The 22,424-nt window shown below is 68.0% G+C and carries 21 protein-coding genes; 15 read left to right on the top strand and 6 right to left on the bottom strand.

Features of this window, described 5'->3' with window-relative positions:
• Nucleotides 1-5: 5 nt before the first annotated feature.
• The 6 genes from HWX39_RS28205 to HWX39_RS28180 all read left to right on the top strand — a co-directional run bounded on the left by HWX39_RS28205 (nt 6) and on the right by HWX39_RS28180 (nt 8,207).
• Entirely contained in the window at nt 6-1,184 is a 1,179-nt protein-coding gene (locus HWX39_RS28205; protein WP_244135115.1) for a flagellar basal body P-ring protein FlgI, read from the top strand.
• Nucleotides 1,185-2,168: a flagellar assembly peptidoglycan hydrolase FlgJ gene (gene flgJ, locus HWX39_RS28200; RefSeq protein WP_175970999.1), complete on the top strand. Its 984-nt coding sequence runs from the start codon at nt 1,185-1,187 to the stop codon at nt 2,166-2,168.
• A 218-nt stretch (nt 2,169-2,386) separates the two neighbouring features.
• Nucleotides 2,387-3,142, top strand: coding sequence for a flagellar brake protein (locus tag HWX39_RS28195; protein WP_175970998.1), 756 nt, complete (start codon nt 2,387-2,389; stop codon nt 3,140-3,142).
• A gap of 195 nt (nt 3,143-3,337) precedes the next feature.
• The gene (gene flgK, locus HWX39_RS28190; RefSeq protein ID WP_175970997.1) at nt 3,338-5,320 is read left to right on the top strand and encodes a flagellar hook-associated protein FlgK; all 1,983 of its coding nucleotides are present in this window, start codon (nt 3,338-3,340) and stop codon (nt 5,318-5,320) included.
• A 22-nt stretch (nt 5,321-5,342) separates the two neighbouring features.
• Nucleotides 5,343-6,584: a flagellar hook-associated protein FlgL gene (flgL, locus tag HWX39_RS28185; RefSeq protein WP_175970996.1), complete on the top strand. Its 1,242-nt coding sequence runs from the start codon at nt 5,343-5,345 to the stop codon at nt 6,582-6,584.
• Between the two features lie 315 nt (nt 6,585-6,899).
• A complete protein-coding gene (locus tag HWX39_RS28180; RefSeq protein ID WP_175970995.1) occupies nt 6,900-8,207 on the top strand; it encodes a solute carrier family 23 protein in 1,308 nt (435 codons plus the stop codon).
• A 58-nt stretch (nt 8,208-8,265) separates the two neighbouring features.
• On the opposite strand, the gene HWX39_RS28175 is transcribed toward HWX39_RS28180, so the two are convergent.
• The gene (locus HWX39_RS28175) at nt 8,266-9,150 is read right to left on the bottom strand and encodes a transcriptional regulator GcvA (RefSeq protein ID WP_069249062.1); all 885 of its coding nucleotides are present in this window, start codon (nt 9,148-9,150) and stop codon (nt 8,266-8,268) included.
• Nucleotides 9,151-9,246: 96 nt separating this feature from the next.
• Between HWX39_RS28175 and HWX39_RS28170 the strand changes: the two genes are divergently transcribed.
• The 6 genes from HWX39_RS28170 (at nt 9,247) to gor (ending at nt 14,818) form a co-directional block, all read left to right on the top strand.
• Nucleotides 9,247-9,885, top strand: a complete 639-nt coding sequence (locus HWX39_RS28170; RefSeq protein WP_175970994.1) for a chromate transporter — start codon at nt 9,247-9,249, stop codon at nt 9,883-9,885.
• A complete protein-coding gene (locus tag HWX39_RS28165; RefSeq protein ID WP_043184629.1) occupies nt 9,882-10,409 on the top strand; it encodes a chromate transporter in 528 nt (175 codons plus the stop codon). The genes HWX39_RS28170 and HWX39_RS28165 overlap by 4 nt, the downstream gene beginning before the upstream one ends.
• Before the next feature lie 57 nt (nt 10,410-10,466).
• Nucleotides 10,467-11,165, top strand: a complete 699-nt coding sequence (locus HWX39_RS28160; RefSeq protein ID WP_175970993.1) for a YoaK family protein — start codon at nt 10,467-10,469, stop codon at nt 11,163-11,165.
• 329 nt (nt 11,166-11,494) lie between these two features.
• Nucleotides 11,495-12,616, top strand: a complete 1,122-nt coding sequence (locus HWX39_RS28155; protein ID WP_175970992.1) for a porin — start codon at nt 11,495-11,497, stop codon at nt 12,614-12,616.
• 374 nt (nt 12,617-12,990) lie between these two features.
• Nucleotides 12,991-13,215, top strand: a complete 225-nt coding sequence (locus tag HWX39_RS28150) for a hypothetical protein (RefSeq protein ID WP_043185162.1) — start codon at nt 12,991-12,993, stop codon at nt 13,213-13,215.
• Nucleotides 13,216-13,459: 244 nt separating this feature from the next.
• On the top strand, nt 13,460-14,818 hold the full coding sequence (gene gor, locus HWX39_RS28145) for a glutathione-disulfide reductase (protein ID WP_175970991.1): 1,359 nt from the start codon (nt 13,460-13,462) through the stop codon (nt 14,816-14,818).
• Here gor and HWX39_RS28140 read toward each other — a convergent pair.
• Nucleotides 14,815-15,015 carry a hypothetical protein gene (locus tag HWX39_RS28140; RefSeq protein ID WP_175970990.1) on the bottom strand — a complete coding sequence of 67 codons (201 nt, stop codon included), beginning with the start codon at nt 15,013-15,015 and terminating at the stop codon, nt 14,815-14,817. The two genes, gor and HWX39_RS28140, sit on opposite strands and share 4 nt — an antisense overlap.
• Before the next feature lie 440 nt (nt 15,016-15,455).
• On the opposite strand from HWX39_RS28140, the gene HWX39_RS28135 reads away from it, so the two are divergent.
• The 3 genes from HWX39_RS28135 (at nt 15,456) to HWX39_RS28125 (ending at nt 17,317) form a co-directional block, all read left to right on the top strand.
• The gene (locus HWX39_RS28135) at nt 15,456-16,133 is read left to right on the top strand and encodes a CsgG/HfaB family protein (RefSeq protein ID WP_175970989.1); all 678 of its coding nucleotides are present in this window, start codon (nt 15,456-15,458) and stop codon (nt 16,131-16,133) included.
• A gap of 67 nt (nt 16,134-16,200) precedes the next feature.
• Nucleotides 16,201-16,644: a DUF4810 domain-containing protein gene (locus HWX39_RS28130; RefSeq protein WP_175970988.1), complete on the top strand. Its 444-nt coding sequence runs from the start codon at nt 16,201-16,203 to the stop codon at nt 16,642-16,644.
• 10 nt (nt 16,645-16,654) lie between these two features.
• Complete coding sequence (locus HWX39_RS28125) at nt 16,655-17,317, top strand: DUF799 domain-containing protein (protein ID WP_175970987.1); 663 nt, start codon at nt 16,655-16,657, stop codon at nt 17,315-17,317.
• 96 nt (nt 17,318-17,413) lie between these two features.
• On the opposite strand, the gene HWX39_RS28120 is transcribed toward HWX39_RS28125, so the two are convergent.
• The 4 genes from HWX39_RS28120 to HWX39_RS28105 all read right to left on the bottom strand — a co-directional run.
• Entirely contained in the window at nt 17,414-18,715 is a 1,302-nt protein-coding gene (locus HWX39_RS28120) for an FAD-binding oxidoreductase (protein WP_175970986.1), read from the bottom strand.
• A gap of 25 nt (nt 18,716-18,740) precedes the next feature.
• A complete protein-coding gene (locus HWX39_RS28115) occupies nt 18,741-20,045 on the bottom strand; it encodes an FAD-binding oxidoreductase (protein WP_175970985.1) in 1,305 nt (434 codons plus the stop codon).
• 109 nt (nt 20,046-20,154) lie between these two features.
• A complete protein-coding gene (locus tag HWX39_RS28110; RefSeq protein WP_175970984.1) occupies nt 20,155-21,738 on the bottom strand; it encodes a DUF3138 family protein in 1,584 nt (527 codons plus the stop codon).
• 113 nt (nt 21,739-21,851) lie between these two features.
• The coding region (locus HWX39_RS28105; RefSeq protein WP_175970983.1) for an ABC transporter permease subunit at nt 21,852-22,424 on the bottom strand (573 nt) is incomplete at its 5' end.

The following is a 22,424-nucleotide window of genomic DNA, read 5'->3' as shown; positions in this document are numbered from 1 at the left end:
TGACGATGCAGAAGACCCCGTTCAACCGCCCGTCGTTCCGCGCGCAAGCCTTCGCGCGGTTCGCCGTCGCGTTGGTGGCCGCGGCGTGCGTGTTCGGCGCCGCGCCCGCGCACGCGGAACGCCTGAAGGATCTCGCGCAGATCCAGGGCGTGCGCGACAACCCGCTGATCGGCTATGGCCTCGTCGTCGGCCTCGACGGCACGGGCGACCAGACGATGCAGACCCCGTTCACGACGCAGACGCTCGCGAACATGCTCGCGAACCTCGGCATCTCGATCAACAACGGCTCGGCCAACGGCGGCGCGTCGCAACTGAGCAACATGCAGCTGAAGAACGTCGCGGCCGTGATGGTGACCGCCACGCTGCCGCCGTTCGCGCGGCCGGGCGAGGCGCTCGACGTCACCGTGTCGTCGCTCGGCAACGCGAAGAGCCTGCGCGGCGGCACGCTGCTGCTGACGCCGCTGAAAGGCGCGGACGGCCAGGTCTATGCGCTCGCGCAGGGCAACATGGCGGTCGGCGGTGCCGGCGCCAGCGCGAACGGCAGCCGCGTGCAGGTGAACCAGCTCGCGGCCGGCCGGATCGTCGGCGGCGCGATCGTCGAGCGTTCGGTGCCGAACGCGATCGCGCAGATGAACGGCGTGCTGCAGCTGCAACTGAACGACATGGACTACGGCACCGCGCAGCGGATCGTGTCCGCGGTCAATTCGAGCTTCGGACCGGGCACCGCGACGGCGCTCGACGGCCGCACGATCCAGCTCGCCGCGCCGGCCGATTCGGCGCAGCAGGTCGCGTTCATGGCGCGGCTGCAGAACCTCGACGTCAGCCCGGACAAGGCTGCGGCGAAGGTGATCCTGAACGCGCGCACCGGCTCGATCGTGATGAACCAGATGGTGACGCTGCAGAGCTGCGCGGTCGCGCACGGCAACCTGTCGGTCGTCGTCAACACGCAGCCGGTGGTGTCGCAGCCGGGCCCGTTCTCGAACGGACAGACGGTGGTGGCGCAGCAGTCGCAGATCCAGCTGAAGCAGGACAACGGCGCGCTGAAGATGGTGACGGCCGGCGCGAATCTCGCCGACGTCGTGAAGGCGCTGAACACGCTCGGCGCAACGCCCGCGGACCTGATGTCGATCCTGCAGGCGATGAAGGCCGCCGGCGCGCTGCGCGCCGACCTGGAGATCATCTAAATGGCAGCCAGTCTCCCGAACGCGAACGACCTCACGCAGCGCTTTGCGCTCGACGTGCAGGGTTTCGATGCACTGCGCGCGCAGGCAAGGCAGTCGCCGCAGGCTGGCGCGAAGGCGGTCGCCGGCCAGTTCGACGCGATGTTCACGCAGATGATGCTCAAGAGCATGCGCGACGCGTCGCCCGACGGCGGGCTGTTCGACTCGCATACGTCGAAGATGTACACGTCGATGCTCGACCAGCAGCTCGCGCAGCAGATGTCGACGCGCGGGATCGGCGTCGCCGACGCGCTGATGAAGCAGCTGCTGCGCAACGCGGGGCAGGGCGCGGGCAGCGACACGGCGGCCGACGTCGGCGCGGCCGGGCTGGGCGCGGACGGCTTCGGCGCGTCCGGCAACGAAGGCGGCCTCGCCGCGATGAACGCGATGGCGAAGGCCTACGCGAACGCGGCGAACAACGGCGGGCTCGCCGGCACGCAAGGCTATTCGGCCGGCAGCGCGCTGACGCCGCCGCTGAAGGGCGCGAGCGGCGTGCAGGACGCCGACGCGTTCGTCGACCGGCTCGCGGGCCCCGCGCAGGCGGCCAGCGCGTCGACCGGCATCCCGGCGCGCTTCATCGTCGGCCAGGCCGCGCTCGAATCGGGCTGGGGCAAGCGCGAGATCCGCGCGGGCGACGGCTCGACGAGCTACAACGTGTTCGGCATCAAGGCGACCAAGGGCTGGACCGGCCGCACGGTGTCCGCGCTGACGACGGAATACGTGAACGGCACGCCGCGCCGCGTGGTCGCGAAGTTCCGCGCGTACGATTCGTACGAGCACGCGATGACCGATTACGCGAACCTGCTGAAGAACAATCCGCGCTACGCGGGCGTGCTGAGCGCGAGCCGCAGCGTCGAAGGCTTCGCGCACGGGATGCAGAAGGCCGGCTACGCGACCGACCCGAACTACGCGAAGAAGCTGATTTCGATCATGCAGCAGATCGGCTGACCGACCCGTCGGCGACCGCCGTCGTACCCTCTGGACCGCGCCCGGCAGCCCGCCGCGCGCGGTTTCAACGTTTGCGCGAAAAAAATCCCCAATTCGATCTAAACTTTCGGTCAGCACTGCCGCTAAGTGTGAGAGACCTGCGACCGGGCCCCCGTTCTGGCCCGGTTTTATTGCGCACCGGTTGTCCGGGCGCCCATGAGAAGACAGACCGGCTAGCCATGAATATCGAAACGTCGACGGACCCCAGCCTGGATGCAGGCCACTCCGGGCCCGACTATGCCCGCCGCAATCCGCTGGAAATCGGCGTGCAGCTGCGCAACCTCGTCAATCGCGGCGATTTCCTGACCGTCCAGTATCCGGGCGGCCAGCTCGTCACGCGCCTGCTCGAGGTGGATGTCGGTGCGCGGACGTTTACGTTCGACTGGGGTGCGCTGTCGGAGCAGAACGCCGGCATCCTCGGCGCGTCGCACTGCACGTTCGCGGCCGCGCCGGAGGGCGTGCGCGTCGAATTCTCCACGGGCACGCCGCGCGAGACGCGCTTCGAGGGGCTGCCCGCGTTCGTCGCCGATTTCCCCGACGTGCTGATGTGCATCCAGCGCCGCGAATATTTCCGCGTCGATGCGCCGATCGTCGATCCGTTCCTGTGCCGCGGCAAGCTGCCGGACGGCGAGAGCTTCCTGTTCGAGGTGCATAACCTGTCGCTCGGCGGCGTGGGGCTGCGCACGGCCGACGAACGCGTCGAGGCGCTCGAGGTCGGCACGCTGCTGCCCGACGTCGAGCTCGACCTGACCGGCCATGGCAAGCTGTCGCTCGACCTGCAGCTCGTGTCGCAGCGTTCGACGCAGATGCCGAACGGGTCGCGGCGCTACCAGCTCGGCTTCCGCTACATGTCGCTGCCGGGCAGCGCGGAGAACACGCTGCAGCGGCTGATCACGCAGCTCGAGATGAAGCGCCGCTCGCTCGCGCGGGCCTGACGCGCAAGCGCCGGCCGGCCCCGCCCGGGGCGGCCCGCGCGGCGTTCGCGGCACCCTCGGCCGCACGCTTGAACCGGCGTCGCGCGCATGCGCGTCGCGCGTGCATTTTTTCCTCAATTTTCTGAAATCGCGGCCGTTATACCGGGAGTCACGCAACCCGGCGGCCGCAGCGCGGCCGGCTCATCAGGATCGCGCATGTCCAACACACTCATGAACCTCGGCGTCAGCGGCCTGAATGCCGCGCTCTGGGGCCTCACGACGACCGGCAACAACATCAGCAATGCGGCGACGCCCGGCTATTCGGTCGAGCGGCCCGTGTATGCGGAAGCGAGCGGCCAATACTCGGGCAGCGGTTACATGCCGCAAGGCGTGAACACCGTCACCGTGCAGCGGCAGTACAGCCAGTACCTGAGCGACCAGCTGAACACCGCGCAGACGCAGGGCGGCGCGCTGTCGACGTGGTACACGCTCGTCGCGCAGCTGAACAACTACATCGGCAGCCCGACGGCCGGGGTCTCGACCGGGATCACGAACTACTTCACCGGGCTGCAGAACGTCGCGAACAACGCGTCCGACCCGTCGGTGCGGCAGACCGCGATCAGCAACGCGCAGACGCTGGCCAACCAGCTCAACGCGGCCGGCCAGCAGTACGACGCGCTGCGCCAGAGCGTGAACACGCAGCTCACCAGCACCGTGTCGCAGATCAACACGTACACCGCGCAGATCGCGCAGCTGAACCAGCAGATCGCGGCGGCGAGCAGCCAAGGGCAGCCGCCGAACCAGCTGCTGGATCAGCGCGACCTCGCGGTGTCGAACCTGTCGGGCCTGACCGGTATCCAGGTCGTGCGCAACGACAGCGGTTACAGCGTGTTCATGTCGGGTGGCCAACCTCTCGTCGTCGCCGACAAGAGCTACCAGCTTGCGGCCGTCACGTCGACGTCGGATCCGAGCGAACTGACCGTCGTGTCGCAGGGGATCGCCGGCGCGAAGCCGCAGGGGCCGAACCAGGCGTTGCCCGATTCGTCGCTGTCGGGCGGCACGCTTGGCGGCCTGCTCGCGTTCCGCAGCCAGACGCTCGACCCCGCACAGGCCCAGCTCGGCGCGATCGCGACCAGCTTCGCCGCGCAGGTCAACGCGCAGAACGCACTCGGCATCGACCTGTCGGGCAACAAGGGCGGCAACCTGTTCGCGACGCCGTCGCCGACCGTGTACGCGAACCAGGGCAATACCGGCAACGCGTCGCTGTCCGTGTCGTTCGCGAACGCGTCGCAGCCGACGACAAGCGACTACACGCTGTCCTACGACGGCGCGAAGTACACGCTGACCGACCGCGCGAGCGGCGCGGTGGTCGACCAGAAGGCGGGGCCGATGCCTGTTTCGCTCGGCGGCCTGAATTTCTCGATCCCGTCGGGCTCGATGAGTGCCGGTGACAAGTTCACCGTGCTGCCGACGCGCGGCGCGCTGAACGGCTTCGGCCTCGCCACGACGAGCGCGTTGGCGATCGCGGCAGCATCGCCGGCCGTCACGTCGGCGGCGAGCACCAACACCGGCACGGGCAAGATCACGCTGGGCGGCGTAACCGCGGGCTATCAAGTGCCGACGACCAAGCTGACCTATGACGCGACGGCGAAGACGCTGACGGGTTTCCCGGTCGGCACCACGGTGACGATCGGCACCACGCCGCCGACGTCGGTCACGATCAACAGCCCCACGGACACCGTCCCGTACGATCCGGCGGCCGGCGCGACGATGACGATGTCGGGAACGGCCGCGGGCGCGCTCAACGGCGTGAGCGTCACGCTGTCCGGCGCACCGGCGACCGGCGACTCGTTCACGATCGGGCCGTATGCGGGCGGCACCAGCGACGGCTCCAACGCGCTCGCGCTGTCGAAGCTGGTCAACGCGAAGGCGTTCGGCAACGGCACGACGACGCTCACGGGCGCGTATGCGAGCTACGTGAACGGCATCGGCAACACGACGACCCAGTTGAAGTCGTCGAGCGCCGCGCAGACCGGGCTGATCGGCCAGATCACCACGGCGCAGCAGTCGGTGTCGGGCGTGAGCACCAACGAGGAAGCGGCCAACCTGATGCAGTACCAGCAGTTCTACCAGGCGAACGCGAAGGTGATCCAGACGGCGGCGACGCTGTTCCAGACCGTGCTCGGCCTGTTCAATTGACCGGATTCGAGGGATAGAAGCGATGCGGATTTCCAGCGCCCAGTTCTTCCAGCTGAACGTTTCACAAATGAACGATCAGCAGGCCCAGCTTGCGCAGCTGTATCAGCAGATCTCGAGCGGTGTGAGCCTGCAGACGGCGGCGGACAATCCAGCCGGCGCGGCGCAGGCCGTGCAGCTGTCGATGACGTCGGCGACGCTGTCGCAGTACGCGACCAACCAGAGTGCGGCGCTCGCGTCACTGCAGGCCGAGGACCAGACGCTGCAGAACGTGAGCACCGTGCTGACGAACACGCAGTCGCTGCTCGTGCGCGCCGGCGACGGTTCGATGTCCGACAGCGACCGCTCGGCGCTCGCAACGCAGCTGCAGGGTTACCGCGACCAGTTGATGACGCTCGCGAACACCAACGACGGCGCGGGCAACTACCTGTTCGCCGGCACGAAGAATTCGGCGGCGCCGTTTTCGACGACGCCGAGCGGCAGCGTCGCCTATGTCGGCGACACCGGCACGCGCCAGGTGCAGATCGCCGATTCGAGCACCGTGTCGCAGGGCGACACGGGCGCGGCCGTCTTCATGTCGGTGCCGACGATCGGCAGCTCGCCGGTGCCGTCGGCCGGCGCGGGCAACACGGGCACCGGCACGATCGGCGCGGTCACGGTGACGAACCCGTCGTTCGCGACGAACGGCCATCAGTTCTCGATCAAATTTGGCGGCACGGCCGCCGCGCCGACCTACACCGTGACCGACAACTCGGTCAGCCCGCCGACCACCACGCCGGCGCAGGCCTATTCGTCGGGCTCGGCGATTTCGCTCGGCAGCGGCATGACGGTGGCGGTGTCGGGCACGCCGGCCGCCGGCGACACGTTTGCCGTTGAGCCGGCGCCGCAGGCGAGCGGCGGCTCGGACGTGTTCTCGACGCTCGACGCGATGGTCGCGGCGCTGAAGACGCCCGTGACGGGCAACCCGGTGGCGGCCGCGGCGCTGAAGAACGCGCTGATGACCGGCTCGACCAAGCTTGGCAACACGATGCGCAACGTCACGACGATTCAGGCATCGGTCGGTGGCCGCGAGCAGGAAGTCAAGGCGATGCAGGCCGTCAACCAGACCGCGTCGCTGCAGGTCACCAGCAACCTGTCCGACCTGACGAGCACCAACATGGTGACGACGATCAGCCAGTTCCTGCAGATGCAGAACGCGCTGACGGGCTCGCAGAAGGCTTACGCGCAGTTGCAGAACCTGTCGCTGTTCCAGTACATCAACCCCTGATGTCAGCGGCGCCGGCCGCGATGTGAGCGCACGCTTGCGTCGCGGCCGGCGTCGATCGCCGCCCGCGCATGGCCCCGCGCGGGCAGGCGCTACACCGGGTCGCGCCATCGCGCCGATTCATCGGGCCCCTTTCATCGTGCCCCGTTTCACCCGCGCGGCAAGCCGCGCTTCGGCCTTGCCGGCCCCGCTCGCCGGCCCGCGCATCGGCGTGCTTGCCAGTCCGCTTGCCAGCCCCATTTCCGCTCCGTAAACTCGCGCCAGATTCCAGACCGGCGCATCCTCCGCAGCCGGCGACCGACAGGAGCCCTTTTCCCCATGTCCGATTCCTACTTCCCGCGCTGGCGGGTGCAATCGACCGGCGCGGCCTCGCGCGTGGTCGGCCCCGACGAGCGCCTCGCGTGGCCGCAGATGGTCGCGATGGGCGTGCAGCACGTCGTCGCGATGTTCGGCTCGACCGTGCTCGCGCCGCTGCTGATGGGCTTCGATCCGAACCTGTGCATCTTCATGTCGGGGATCGGCACGCTGCTGTTCTTCGTGCTGGTCGGCGGCCGCGTGCCGAGCTACCTCGGCTCGAGCTTCGCGTTCATCGGCCTCGTGATCGCGGTGACCGGCTACGGCGGCAGCGGCCCGAACCCGAACATCCCGGTCGCACTCGGCGGGATCGTCGCGTGCGGCGTCGTGTACGTCGCGCTCGGCGCGCTGGTGCAGGCGATCGGCACGCGCTGGATCGAGACGCTGATGCCGCCGGTCGTGACCGGCGCGGTGGTCGCGGTGATCGGGCTGAACCTGGCGCCGATCGCGGTCAAGGGCGTGTCCGGGTCGACCTTCGAATCGGTGATGGCGCTCGTCACGGTGCTGTGCGTCGGCGGCGTCGCGGTGTTCTCGCGCGGGATGGTGCAACGCCTGCTGATCCTGGTCGGGCTGGTGATCGCCTACGCGATCTACGCGGTCGCGACCAACGGGATGGGGCTCGGCAAGCCGATCGATTTCTCGATCGTCGGGCAGGCAGGCTGGTTCGGGGTGCCGAGCTTCCGCGCGCCGGTGTTCGATCCGCACGCGATGCTGATGCTCGCGCCGATCGCGGTGATCCTGGTTGCGGAAAACCTCGGCCACATCAAGGCCGTCAGCGCGATGACGGGCGCGAGCCTCGATCGCTACGTGGGCCGCGCGTTCATCGGCGACGGGCTCGCGACGATCGTGTCGGGCAGCGTCGGCGGCACGGGCGTGACGACCTACGCGGAGAACATCGGCGTGATGGCCGTCACGCGGATCTACTCGACGCTCGTGTTCGCGGTCGCCGCGGTGATCGCGATCGTGCTCGGCTTCTCGCCGAAGTTCGGCGCGGTGATCCAGACGATTCCGGGCCCCGTGCTCGGCGGCGTGTCGATCGTCGTGTTCGGGCTGATCGCGGTGACGGGCGCGCGGATCTGGGTCGTCAACAAGGTCGACTTCTCCGACAACCGCAACCTGATCGTCGCGGCCGTCACGCTGGTGCTCGGCGCCGGCGACTTCTCGCTGAAGATCGGCGGCTTCGGGCTCGGCGGCATCGGCACCGCGACGTTCGGCGCGATCATCCTGTACGCGCTCCTGCGCAAGGAAAAGGAACCGGGCCCGGTGGTCTGAGCCTGCGGCGGGCGGTGTCTTGCCGCCCGCGTCATCTTTTGCGTCGAACGTCGACGCGCTACGCGCCGACGTTCGACTGCGTTTGCAGCCACGCGCAGAACTGCGCGACGAGCGGATCGTCCGCCGGCGCGCGCGGCGCGATCCACCAGTAGCTGCGCGTCGCGATGCGCGGCCCCTCCAGCGGCATCACGAGCCGGCCGCTCGCGAGCTCGTCGTCGATCAGCGGCAACGGGCCGAGCGCGACGCCGAGCCCGTCGACGGCCGCCTGCAGCGCCAGGTAGAAGTGGTCGAACGACTGCCGCTTGCGCCCCTTCATCGCCACGCCGGCCGCCGCGAACCAGTCGCGCCAGCCTTCCGGCCGCGTATCCGAATGCAGCAGCACATGGCGCGCGAGATCGTCCGCGCGCGCGATCGGCGCGCGCTTGAGCAGCGCGGGGCTGCAGACGGGAATCACGCTTTCGTCGAGGAAGTGGCCGCTCGTGCAGTTCGGCCAGTGGCCGGGGCCGCGGCGAATCGCGACATCGAAGCCGTCGAGCGTGTCGAGCGGCGCATTCGACGTCGACAGCTTCAGCTCGACGTTCGGCACGTCGCGCTGGAACCGCGACAGGCGCGGCAGCAGCCATTTCATCGCGAAGGTCGGCAGCGCATTGATGCGCAGCACGCGTGCCGCGCCCGTGTTGCGCAACTGCTCGGTCGCGAGCGCGATGCTGTCGAACGCCGCGCGCACGGTGTCCAGGTAGCGGCGGCCTTCGTCGGTGAGCTTCACGCGCTTGCCGTAGCGGTGGAACACCGGCTTGCCGAGCCAGGCCTCGAACCCGGCAATCTGCCGGCTGATGGCACCGTGAGTCACATGCAGCTCGTCGCCGGCGGCGCTGAAGCTTTCGTGTCGTGCCGCAGCTTCAAAGGCCCGAAGCGCGGAAAAGGGCGGGAGGTCGCGTGCCATCCTTGTGATTCTAGATCACAAGGACACGCCGATAAAATCGTTTTGCCGACATGCCGAACGGCGGTAACCTCGGGTCACCGTTTGATAAGGAACCCCATGCAATCCGCTTCTCCGCCGGCCGCACCGCCGCCGGCCGCTTCCCCCCGCAGCGTCGGCCTCGCCGAGCTGTTCATCGGTTTCCTGTCGCTTGGCCTCATGTCGTTCGGCGGCGCGCTGCCGTTCGCGCGGCGCACCATCGTGGAAGAGCGCAAGTGGCTTTCCGCCGATGAATTCACCGATCTGCTCGGGTTGTGCCAGTTCCTGCCGGGCGGCAACGTGATCAACCTGTCGGTGGCCGTCGGCATGCGCTTTCGCGGTGTCGCCGGCGCGTTCGCCGGCATTCTCGGGCTGATCGCGGGCCCGACGCTCGTCGTCGTCGCGCTCGGCGTGCTGTACGCGAAGACGCAGAACGATCCGCGCGTGCAGCACCTGTTCGCGGGGCTCGCCGCGGCGGCGGCCGGGCTGCTCGTCGCGATGGCCGTGAAGGTCTTGAAGCCGCTGCGGCACGCGCGTGCGGCGGCCGGCATCGCGGCGCTCGCGTTCGTCGCGATCGCGGTGCTGCGCATCCCGCTGCTGACCGCGATGCTCGTGCTGACGCCGCTCAGCATCGGGCTCGCGTCGCGGCGCCGCGACGCGGACACGCCGCAGCCGGCGCCGGCCGCGGCGCGCGACACGCAGCCAGGGGGGCGGCCATGAACGACACGCTGATCGCGATCGCGACGATCTTCAGCCAGTTGTCGCTGCTCGCGTTCGGCGGCGGCAACACGATCCTGCCGGAGATGCAGCGGCAGGTCGTCGACGTCCATCACTGGATGAGCGCGCACGAGTTCACCGCGCTGTTCGCGCTGGCGCAGGCGGCGCCCGGGCCGAACATGATGATCGTGTCGCTGGTCGGCTGGCATGTGGCCGGCTGGAGCGGGCTGCTGGTCGCGTCGCTCGCGAAGTTCGGGCCGTCGTCGATCGTCACCGTGCTCGCGCTGCATGCGTGGGAGCGCTTTCGCGACCGGCCGTGGCGCCGCTACGTGCAGCAGGGGATGATGCCCGTCACCGCCGGGCTCGTTGCGGCGAGCGCGGTGCTGATCTCCGAGGCGTCGAACCGCACGGCGATCCAGTGGGGCATCACGGCCGCGTGCGCGGTGCTCGCGTGGCGCACGCGCATCCATCCGCTGTGGCTGCTCGCGGGCGGCGCGCTGATCGGGCTCACGGGTATCGGGCAGTGACCGGCGCACACTGACCGCCCGTGCGCCATACTGGCGCGAATCTTCACGGGAGGCTCGATGGATCTCGACGGCGCCAGCCGCAATCTCACCGTCGCCGCGTTGCTGACGCTGTCCGGCGGCTACCTCGACGCGTACACGTATGTCGGCCACGGCCACGTGTTCGCGAACACGATGACCGGCAACGTCGCGCTGCTCGGCATCAACCTGTCGGCCGGCGAATGGGCCGCCGCGCTGCATCACGTACCGCCGCTCGTCGGCTTCGTGATCGCGGTATTCGTCGCGCACCTGCTCGGCCTCGCCGCGCAGCGCGGCTGGATGAAGCACACGGCGTTCGCGAGCCTGCTCGTCGAGATCGCCTTTCTCGGCGTCGCCGCGAGCGGCCTCGTCGGCGCGTCGAGCGCTTGGCTGATTCCGGGCATTTCGTTCGTCGCCACGTTGCAGACGCTGTCGTTCACCCATCTCGAGGAACTGTCGTACACGTCGGTGATGACCACCGGCAACCTGCGGCGCGCCGCGCAGAAGCTGTTCGTCGGGCTGATCCCGCGCTACGACGCCGGCGCGCTGCACGACTCGGCGCTGCTCGCGACGATCAGCTTCTGCTTTCTGGCCGGTGCGGTGGCGGGCGGCCTCGTGACGCGGCTCGCGCCGGAAGTCGCGCTGTGGGGCGCCGTGCTGCTGCTGGTTGGCGCATTCGCGGAAATCGTGCGGCGCGCATGGCGCCGGCACACGGCCGACGGCGGCCCGGCGGCGGCGTAGCCGCGCATTCCGCGTACGCCTTCCGCACGTGCGCCCCGAGCGGGCCTCCGATCCGCGGCGCGTGCCGCGCGATCCTTACAGGTCCGACGTGCCGCAGCCGCGCGAGCGGTCGCTGCGATGCGGCGCCTGCCGCCCGCCGCGCAAGCCCTGCGCGCGCGGCGTTGTGCGCGGGCGACAGTTCCGCCGTTACCGCGCATTTCAATTTCTTTCAGCGATTGCACTCGTCATATGATTCAGCCCACATCGCGCACGCCAAGAACGTGAGCGATCGCCACCCGGCTGCGCACGCGGCCGGCCATGAACGGAGACACCTACAAAAGGGAAAGCTCGTGAAGCAGACCATCCGACTCGCAGCCATCGCAGGGGGCGCCGCGCTCGCATTTGCGAGCCAGTACGCGGCCGCACAAAGTTCCGTGACGCTCTGGGGCGTCGCGGACGCCAGCATCCGCTACCTGACCAACGCCAACGCCAAGAACGACGGCCTGCTGTCGATGACCAACGGCGCGATCACGAACAGCCGCTTCGGCATCTACGGCACGGAAGACCTCGGCGGCGGCCTGAAGGCCGTGTTCAACCTCGAGAGCGGCGTGAACCTGCAGAACGGCGCATTCGCCGACAGCGGCCGCCTGTTCAACCGCGCAGCGTACGTCGGCCTGCAGAGCCCGTACGGCACGGTGACCCTGGGCCGCCAGAAGACGCCGCTGTTCGACCTGCTGTCGGACACCTACGATCCTCTGACGGTCGGCAACTACCTCGAAAACGCGTGGCTGCCGGTCGCACTCGGCGGCGGCCTGTATGCGGACAACCAGATCAAGTACACCGGCAAGTTCGACGGGCTGACCGCGAAGGCGATGTACTCGACCGGCACCAACTACGAATCGACCGGCGCCGGCGGCTTCTCGGGCCAGATCCCGGGTTCGCTCGGCAAGGGCAATGCGTGGGGCGTGTCGCTGTCGTACGTGATGGGCCCGCTCAGCATCGCGGCCGGCGCGCAGCAGAACAGCGACAACTCGGCACGCAAGCAGACGATCTACCACGCGAACGTCGTGTATGCGTTCAGCAAGGCGAAGATCTACGCGGGCTACCTGCGCTCGAAGGACGACACCGGCTTCGTCGACAGCCTGCTCGCGCAGCAGACGATTCCGGTCGCGAAGGGCACCGGCCGGATCGATGACGGTCCGTTCGCGGGCGTGAGCTGGCAGGTCAGCGCGCCGCTGACGCTGACGGGCGCGTTCTACTACGACCACATGCGCAATGCGATGACCACGAACGGCACGCTCGCGAGCGGCAACCGCTACGCGGTCGTCGGCATCGCCGAGTACGCACTCAGCAAGCGCACGGAAGTTTACGGCACCGTCGACTTCAACAAGACGAACGGCGCGGCGAACGTCGAGCTGCCGGGCCGCAGCAACCAGACCGGCATCGCGATCGGCCTGCGCAATATCTTCTGACGAACGTCGGAACGCATGCGCCGGCAGTCGTCCGGCAGGCATCGAAGGGGCGCCGCCAGGCGCCTTTTTTTTCGTCACGCGACCTTCATACGCGCGCACGACTATTCGGCAATCGCTTCATCACGGAATCCCCGCGCCGTAAGCGATCCGTCGGCATTCCAGAACATACTTTTACAGTACGCGCGAAGGCTTTCCGCTACGCTGCGTGCATTGCCCGCTGCGTGCCGTCGCGCACGCGCGTGCGTCGTTCCGGTGGCGCTCGTCGAGCGTGGCCGGCCTGGTGCGTAACTTGTGTATCCGGTGATGACAGACACGGTCTGCCGGTTTTTTTCGTGGGACGATCGGTCTCACGATTTTCTTGAAAGGGGATGACGATGGGTATCCTGAACACCGTGGGTGAAATCGCTGGCGCAGTCGCGGCTGTCGAAGGCGCGGAAAAGCTGGATCCGGATGCGGGCCTGCTGACCAAGGCGGCAGCTGCCGTCGCCGGCTTCAAGGGTGCGGAAGCGATCGAAGGCATGCTCGAGAAGAAGGAAGAGCAGCCGCAGCAGGCAGACGACACGCAGGCGACGGACGGCAGCGACACGTCGCAGGCATGAGCATGGCGGCTGGTCCGGCCGTGGGCGCGCCCTTCGCGCGCCCGGGCGGATCGGTGCCGCGCGGCCGGCAGGTCGGGCATGCGGTCGATCGGTGACGCATGACACACCCGGCAACCGGTTTGACCGGCGAGAGGCGACGTCTCTCGCCGTTTTTTATTGGGCGCGCGCATAGCGGCGCCGTGCGCCGCAAGAATTCCGGAATCTTGCTATCGTGCCTTGATCCGAACAGCGATGAGGGAATGCGATGGATTTCGATTACGACCTGTTCGTCATCGGCGCCGGCTCGGGCGGCGTGCGGCTTGCGCGCATGTCCGCGTCTTACGGCGCGCGTGTCGGCATAGCGGAACAGGAGCAGATCGGCGGCACCTGCGTGCTGCGCGGCTGCATTCCGAAGAAGCTGCTCGTCTACGCATCGCACTACCCGCATGAAGTCGAGGATGCGGAGGGCTTCGGCTGGACCTTCGGCACCGGCACGCTCGACTGGCCCGCACTGATCGCCGCGAAGGATCGCGAGATCAACCGGCTCAGCGACATCTACATCAACCTGCTGCAGCAATCGGGCGTCGCGATGCACGCGGGGCGCGCGACGCTCGTCGATGCGCACACGGTTGCGATCGGCGAACGCACGATCCGCGCGCGCCACATCGCGATCGCGACCGGTTCGCGCCCGTCGCTGCCGGCGCGGCCCGGCATCGAGCACGCGATCACGTCGCGCGAGGCGCTGTCGCTTGCCGCGTTGCCCAAACGCATCGCGGTGGTCGGCGGCGGTTATATCGCGGTCGAGTTCGCGGGCATCTTCAACGGCTTCGGCAGTCACGTCGACCTGTTCTATCGCGGCGAGAAGATCCTGCGCGGCTTCGACGACGACGTGCGCCAGTTCCTGACCGACGAGATGACGAAGCAGGGCGTCACGATCCACGCGCGCGCGGTGGTCGAGTCGATCGAGCGTGCGGACGACGGCACGCTGAGCGTGCGCGTCGGCGATGCGCGGCACGGGCCGTACGACGCCGTGCTTTATGCGACCGGCCGCGTGCCGAACGTCGACGGGCTCGGGCTCGAACGGGCGGGGGTGGCGCTCGATGCACGCGGCGCGATCGCCGTCGATGCGTATTCGGCGACGTCGGTGCCTTCGATCCATGCGATCGGCGACGTCACGTCGCGGCCGCAGCTCACGCCTGTCGCGACGCGCGACGGAGGACTGCTCGCGCGCACGTTGTTCGGCGGGTCGCGCGTCGCGGCCGATCACGAATGGGTGCCGTCGGCGGTGTTCAGCCAGCCCGAGGTCGCGACGGTCGGCCTCACCGAGTCGACCGCGCGCGACTTGTACGATGGCGACGTCGACATCTACCGTACGTCGTTCAAGGCGCTGCGCCATACGCTGTCGGGCCGCGACGAGCGCACGCTGATGAAGCTCGTCGTCGCGCGCGACAGCCAGCGCGTGGTCGGCGCGCACATGGTCGGCCGCGACGCGGGCGAGATCATCCAGGGGATCGCGATCGCGATTCGCGCGGGCGCGACGAAGGCGCAGTTCGACGACACGATCGGCATTCACCCGACCGCGGCCGAGGAGTTCGTGACGATGCGGCAGAAGGTGGCCGGCTAGCGCGAGCGGGCATGCGCGTCGAATGTGCGCCGGATTGCCGGATCGGGAATGAGCCGACGAGCCATTTTCTGGCGCAATAAAGCCGGATTATTCTCGATGATTGTTTTCAATGCATCGGCAATTCGGACGAGCGTCGCTGGCAATATGCGTTGATATTGTCGGGCCGGCGCGCGATGCGCCGTGGCAAAAGCGAGCAATCAAGATGCTCCGTTCCGATGTCGGAAAGGCATTGTCCGGCAAGGTCTCAGGGCGGAGTTGCAGGCGTTATTCATATAAATGTAAGAAAATCGTCAATTATTATCAAGACACCTCGTCTCGATAACAAGGCTTGATATGATCGCGAAAAATCACATCCGGGGCCGGCCATGCGCGATCAACAGCGCAGTAACCAGAATCAAGACATGACGCACGTACGCGAATCAGTCGCGTATCGCGTCGCCCATCCGCTTTGTGCCGCAACACGTCCGTTGCACGCACCTGCCTGTCACCTGACACGATCGCCAGCCCGGCGATGAACGCGCGCGCGCGTCGCACCGATGCGCGCATGCCCGTTCGCACCGTAGCCGTTTCGACCGCCGGATCGTCCGCGAGCCGGCGCGCCCGCTCAGGGCCATCTTTTCATGCAAGGAGACCAGCAGTGAACATTCAGACACGACGCACCGTTCTCGTGGCGGCAGCGGTCGTCGCAGCGCTGTCCGGCTGCGCGACCGAATCGTCGCGCACGCTCGACGTGCCGCCCGTCAGCAGCGCGCAGAAGCCGTATGCGGGCAAGCCTGTCGCGATCGCCGTCGGCAAGTTCGACAACCGCTCGAGCTACATGCGCGGCATCTTCTCGGACGGCATCGACCGCCTTGGCGGGCAGGCGAAGACGATCCTCGTCACGCGCCTGCAGCAGAGCCGGCGCTTCAGCGTGCTCGATCGCGAGAATCTCGACGAGATCAAGCAGGAAGCCGGCTTCATGAAGAAGGCGCAGGCCGTGAAGGGCGCGAACTACGTGGTGACGGGCGACGTGACCGAGTTCGGCCGCAAGGACGTCGGCGATCACCAGCTGTTCGGCATTCTCGGCCGCGGCAAGACGCAGGTCGCGTACGCGAAGGTCAACCTGAACATCGTCGACACGACGACGTCGGAAGTCATCGCATCGAGCCAGGGCGCGGGCGAATTCAGCCTGTCGAACCGCGAGGTGATCGGTTTCGGCGGCACGGCCGGCTACGACTCGACGCTGAACGGCAAGGTACTGGACCTCGCGATCCAGGAAGCCGTGAATCACCTTGTCGACCAGGTCGACGCCGGTGCGCTGAAGGCGGCGCAGTGAGTGCCGCGTGCGCCGGGGTCGGCGCACGGGCCGATCGATTCACCACGACATCAAACGAGACAAGACCATGAAACGGGGTAACTGGCTGCCGGCGACGGCCGCCGCATTGCTGCTCGCCGGCTGCGCGAGCTCCACGCCGCCGCTGTATCAGTGGACGGGCTATCAGCCGCAGGTGTACGAGTACTTCAAGGGGCAGAAGTCGCCGCAGGAACAGATCGACGCGCTCGAAAAGGCGCTGCAGGACATCCGCGGCAAGGGTCATACGCCGCCGCCGGGTTTCCATGCGCATCTGGGGATGCTGTACGCGAGCGTCGGCAACGAGCAGCAGGCCGAGCAGGAATTGCAGGCCGAGAAGCAGCTGTTCCCGGAATCCGCGACCTACATGGATTTCCTGCTGAAGAAGAAAACCGGTGCGCCGAAGGCGGCGGATCCGAAGGCCGCCGCGCAGCAGGGCGCCGGCCAGACGATCGCCGGCCAGAAGCATGCCGATCCGACCTCCGCCAAACAGTGACGCGCCCGCCATGTTCAAGACCCTCTCATTCAAGCTGATGTCCGTGCTGTCGCTCGTCGCGCTGCTGAGCGCGTGCGCGCAGCCGGTGAAACGCCCTGACTACACGGCGTTCAAGAAGAGCCAGCCGCGCTCGATCCTCGTGCTGCCGCCGGTCAACGAAACGTCCGAGGTCGGCGCGACCTACGGGATGCTGTCGCAGATGACGTTGCCGCTCGCCGAATCCGGCTATTACGTCGTGCCGGTCGCGGTGATGGACGAGACCTTCAAGCAGAACGGCCTGACCAACGCGGCCGAGATCCAGGAGACGCCGCCCGCGAAACTGCGCGAAATCTTCGGCGCGGATGCCGCGCTGTACACGAAGGTTTCGCAGTACGGCACCGTATACCGGATCATCGCGAGCGCGACGGTCGTGTCCGCGTCGACCAAGCTCGTCGACCTGCGCACCGGCGACGTGCTTTGGCAAGGCCAGGCCAGCGCGGCCAGCGACGAGGGCGGCAACAACGGCGGCAGCCTGATCGGCATGCTCGTGATGGCCGCGGTCAAGCAGGTCGCGAACACGCTGATGGACCAGAGTCACGACGTAGCGGCGTTCACGAGCGGCCGGCTGCTGACGGCGGGGCCGCCGACCGGCCTGCTGTACGGCCCGCACTCGCCGAAGTACGGCACCGACTGACGCGCGTCGCGCGCGCCATCAACGCAAAACGGCTGCGTCGATGCGCAGCCGTTTTGCATGGATACGGCGCCGGGAGGCCGGCGCACGCGTGACGGTTCAATGCACGCCGAACGCGTCGAGCAGCCGGTACCAGCTCATCGCGAGCACGAGCGCCGGCGTGCGCAATGCCTCGCCGCCCGGGAAGTCGCGATGGCGGATCTTGTCGAACAGGTCGAAGCGGCTCGCCTGCCCATCGATCGCCTCGGCGATCAGCTTGCCTGCGAGCGCGGTCGTGTTCACGCCGTGCCCCGAGAACCCCTGCGCGAAATACATCGTCGGCGCGATGCGGCCGAAGTGCGGCGCGCGATTCATCGTGATGTCGACGAAGCCGCCCCATGCGTAGTCGACCTTCACGTCCGCGAGCTGCGGGAACGTCTTCAGCATGTCCGCGCGCATCGCCGCCGCGAGATCGCGCGGCTTCCGCGTCGAATAGCTGACCTTGCCGCCCCACACGAGCCGCGTGTCGGGCGCCGGCCGGAAATAGTCGAGCACGAAGCGGCTGTCGCAGATCGCCGCGCGTGCGGGCATCAGCGCGGCGGCGCGTGCGTCGCCGAGCGGCTCGGTCGCGATCACATACGTGCCGACCGGCATGATCTTCTTCGACAGCGCGGGCGCAAGCGTGCCGACGAAGGTGTTACAGGCGAGCACGACGAAGCGTGCGCGCACGTTGCCGCCGCTCGTCTCGACGACATGGCCGCCCGCGACGTCGCGCACGCGCGTCACGCAGCTGTCCTCGTGAATGCGCACGCCCGCATCGACCGCCGCGCGGGCGAGGCCGAGCGTGTAGTTGAGCGGATGGAGGTGGCCGCTGTCCGGGTCGTACAGGCCGCCGCAATAGCGCTCGGACTGTACGTAGTCGCCGAGTTCGTCGGCTTCGACGAAGTGGAAGCGGTCGTAGCCGAAGCGCTTCGCGGCTTCGTCGCGCCAGCGTTTCAGCGCGTCGGCATCGCGTTCGGTGTTCGCGGCGGTCAGGTAGCCGGGCACCAGCGCGCAGTCGATGTGGTGCTGTGCGATGCGCGATTTCACGAGCGACAGCGTTTCGAGCCCCATGTCCCAGATCCGCTTCACGTCGGCTTCCGGCATGAATTGCCCGAACGTGTCGATGTCGCATGCAAACCCGCCGATCAACTGGCCGCCGTTGCGGCCGCTCGCCGCCCATCCGACCCGCGACGCTTCGAGCACGGTCACCGAATGGCCGCGCTCGGCGAGGTTGAGCGCGGCGGACAAGCCCGTGAGGCCCGCGCCGATCACGCACACGTCGGCATCGATCGTGCCGGCAAGCGGCGCGTGGCGGGTCGTATCGTTGGCGGTCGCCGCGTAGTAGGACGCGACGTGCGGCTGGTTGGCGAATGTCTGCATGATCAGGAGAACGGAGAAAGTGGGCTCAGAACAGCTCGCGCACGCGGTGGTACAACATCCCGAGTTCGAGCGCGGGTTGCCGCCATGCGGCGCCGCCGGGGAAGCGCCGGTGACGTATGCGCGCGAACAGGTCGAACGCGCGCGTGTCGCCCGCGATCGCGCCGGCGACCGCGCGTCCGGCGATGCCGGTGAGCGCGACGCCGTGGCCGCTGAAGCCCTGTACGTAGAAGAAGTTCGGGTCGAGCGCGCCGAAATCCGGCGCGCGATTGCGTGTGACGTCGACGAAGCCGCCCCACGCGTGGTCGACGCGCACGTCGCCGAGCTGCGGAAACACGCCGACCATGCGCCGCCGGATCGTTTCGGCGAGCGTGGCGGGCGAGGCGCCGGCCGAATTCGCGCGGCCGCCGAACAGCATCCGGTGGTCGGCCGACAGCCGGAAATAGTCGAGGAAGAAGTTGTTGTCGCACACGGCTTCGCGCCGCGTAATCAGCGCGTCGGCGCGCACCTGGCCGAGCGGTTCGGTCGCGATGATGTACGACGCGATCGGCGCGATGCGCGCCGCCGTCGCGGCCGGCAGCACACCGCCGGGGCCCGCGTTGCAGCACGACACGACGAAGCGGCAGCGCACCTCGCCCGACGGCGTGCGCACGACGGGCCGCGCGCCGCGCACGATGTCGAGCGCGGGCGTATGCGCATACAGCGCGACGCCTTCGCGCCGGGCGGCGTCGGCGAGGCCGAGGCAGTACTTGAGCGGATGCAGGTGGCCCGACAGCGGATCGTAGACCCCTGCGAGATAGCGGGTCGACGCGATGCGCGCGCGGATCTCGCCGGTGTCGAGCCATGACAGCGACGGATGGCCCCAGCGCCGGGTCGCGGCGTCCATCCAGGCGTGCAGGTCGTCGACGCGGCGCGGCTTTGTCGCGACCGTCAGGTAGCCGCGCGTGAAGTCGCAGTCGATCCCGTAGCGCGCGACCCGCTCGGCGATCAGTGCGACACCGTCGAGCGACAGCGACCACGCGGCGCGCGCGCCGTCGGCGCCGAGCTGCCGCTCGATCTCTTCGTCCTTCGCGAAGCCGGTGATCGCCTGGCCGCCGTTGCGGCCCGATGCGCCCCAGCCGGGCCGGTGCGCATCGATCACCGCGACGGACAGCCCGCGTGCGCGGCAGTCGAGCGCGGTCGACAGCCCCGCGAAGCCGGCGCCGATCACGCAGACGTCGACGTCGATCGTGGCGTCGAGCCCGGGGTCGTCATCCACGGGCCGCGTGGCCGTCGCTTCGTAGTACGAGTCGCGCGCGAGCGCGTCGGCGCGGTGGGTGAAAGACTGCGTCATGAAACCGACTCCCTCGAAAAGGCAACCACGGCACGCGACCTGCCGGCAGCCGCCCTTGAAAACGGCGCGGGACGCCGTGCGCACGGCACGGCGTCCCGCGCGCGCTGCGTCAGAACGAATAGATGAACTGCGTCGCGAGCAGGTCGTTGGACTTGCCGTACGAACCGTCGTTGCGCAGGAACACCTTGTTGTTCGCCCAGTCGTGCCGGTATTCGACCTTCACGGTGATCTGCTGGGTCGGATAGAACAGCAGGTCGAGCGCGACGTCCTGACGGATCGCGCCCTTGCACTCGAAGCCGAGGCCACCGCCGGCCCTCGACGTCGCGAGGCAATCCGAATCGACGCCGAAGCCGTTGTTCGGATCCATCCCGTTGCCGTTCAGCGCGATGCCGCCGCCGCCGCCGCCGTTCTTGCTGTTCACGAGTGCATCGTAGCGCAGCGTGACGCCCATGCGGCCGACCACCGGCGCGTTGAACTTGCGATGCGCGAGCAGCGACAGCCCGTACCACTGGGCAAGCCCGCCGTTGTATGCCGCATGCTGCTGCTGGCCGTAGTCGAGTTCGGCGTTGTACTGGATGTCGGCGAGCGTGTAGGTCGCGTCGGCTTCCGCGAAGAAGAACGTGCCATAGCCGCTCGGCGCGTTGCCGCCCGGGCCGTAGTGCACGACACCGTTCGAATCGATCGCGCTCGACAGCGTCTGGCGGCCGATGTTGAACGATCCGCCGATGTCGAGCGCGCTCGACCACGTGTAGTCCGCCCGCGCGGTGAAGGTCGGCACCTTGTTGCTGGTCGTGATCGGGTCGCCGAGCGCATTGGTGCCGGTCTGCGTGACCGAACCGTAGGTGCGGTACTGCTCGTTGCCGAGGAAGAACTTCCACGCCCAGTTGCCCTTCGTGTAGTTCGCGCCGACACCGACGTAGCTGCCCGGATCGGAGAAGTCGTACAGCAGGTTGTGCGTGAGCGTGAGCATCTGGTTCGACTGCTGCACCTCGTAGCCGCCGAAGCTCGGGATCAGGCCGGCGACCAGGGTCGCTTCGGCGGTGATCGGCACGTTGACGACCGCGGTGTTCAGCAGGTTGTCGGTGATCGAGCCGCGCGAGTTCTGCAGCAGCGTGATGCCGTTGCCGCGGTTCGGCATCAGCGTGATTTCCGCCGACGGCGCCATCGGGCCGACACCGAATGTCTTCTTGATGTCGAGGTACAGGTCGCCGAACGTGCTGTTGAAGTAGTTGTACGCGTTCTCGTGGTTCGCGAACAGGAACGACGACGTACCGGCCGCGCGGTTGTAGATGTAGGTCGGGTCGATGTAGCCCGTCACCGACAGGCCGGCGAGCGGGCCCGTATTGGCCGCGTCCGTCAGCGAGTCGACCTTCAGCTGCTGGTTCGCGATCTGCTGCTTCATCTCGCCGACCTCGTCGTTGGTCAGTGTGGCCTGCGCCTTGCCGTAGTCCGGCGAGCTCGGATCGACGGCCACGGCAACCGGCGCCGCGCCGGCGCCGGCCCCCGCCTTCGTGCCGGCCTGGAGGGGCGCGGTGCCGCCCTTCGCCGACAGCTGCGCCTGCATCGCCTTCATCTGTTTCTGCAACGCCGCGACCTGTGCCTGCAGCGCCTTGATCTCGGCGGATGTGGAACCGGCCAGCGCGATGCCCGGCAACGCGCCGGCCACCAGCAGGCAGATCAGTTTCTTCTTCATTGCGGATTCTCCTTGTCGTGGGCCTGTCAAATCGGAATCGAATCGCGCGCCCCCCCTGGGGCGGCGCATGGTGCTTGTCTGCAGTGCTTGTTATCCTTGAAGCAGGAGGGGCGTCACGCCACCGCGAACGCCGCCTTCATGTCCGCCACGCGGCGCCGTTCGCGCGCGATCATCATCCGGTTCACGACGATCACGCCGATCGTCACCGCCGTGATGAACAGCGTCGCCAGTGCGTTCATTTCCGGATTCAGCCCCAGCCGCACACGCGAGAACACCACCAGCGGCAGCGTCGTCGAGCCCGGCCCCGACAGGAACGCCGACAGCACCAGGTCGTCGATCGACAGCGTGAACGACAGCAGCCAGCCCGACAGCAGCGCCTGCGAGATCAGCGGCAGCGTCACCACGAAGAACACCTTCAGCGGCGTCGCCCCCAGATCCAGCGCCGCCTCCTCCAGCGACTTGTTCATCTCCTTCACGCGCGACTGCACGATGATCGCCACGTACGACACGCACAGCATCACGTGGCCGATCCAGATCGTCACCATCCCGCGCCCCTTTGGCCAGCCGAACATCTGCTCCAGCGCAACGAACAGCAACAGCAGCGAGATGCCCTGGATCACCTCCGGAATCACCAGCGGCGCGTTGATCATCCCCGTGTACAGCGTGAAACCCTTGAAGCGGCCGAA

The sequence above is a fragment of the Burkholderia sp. BCC0322 genome, from assembly GCF_902833045.1.
GTDB lineage: Bacteria > Pseudomonadota > Gammaproteobacteria > Burkholderiales > Burkholderiaceae > Burkholderia.
This window is presented reverse-complemented; position numbering and strand designations above follow the sequence as displayed.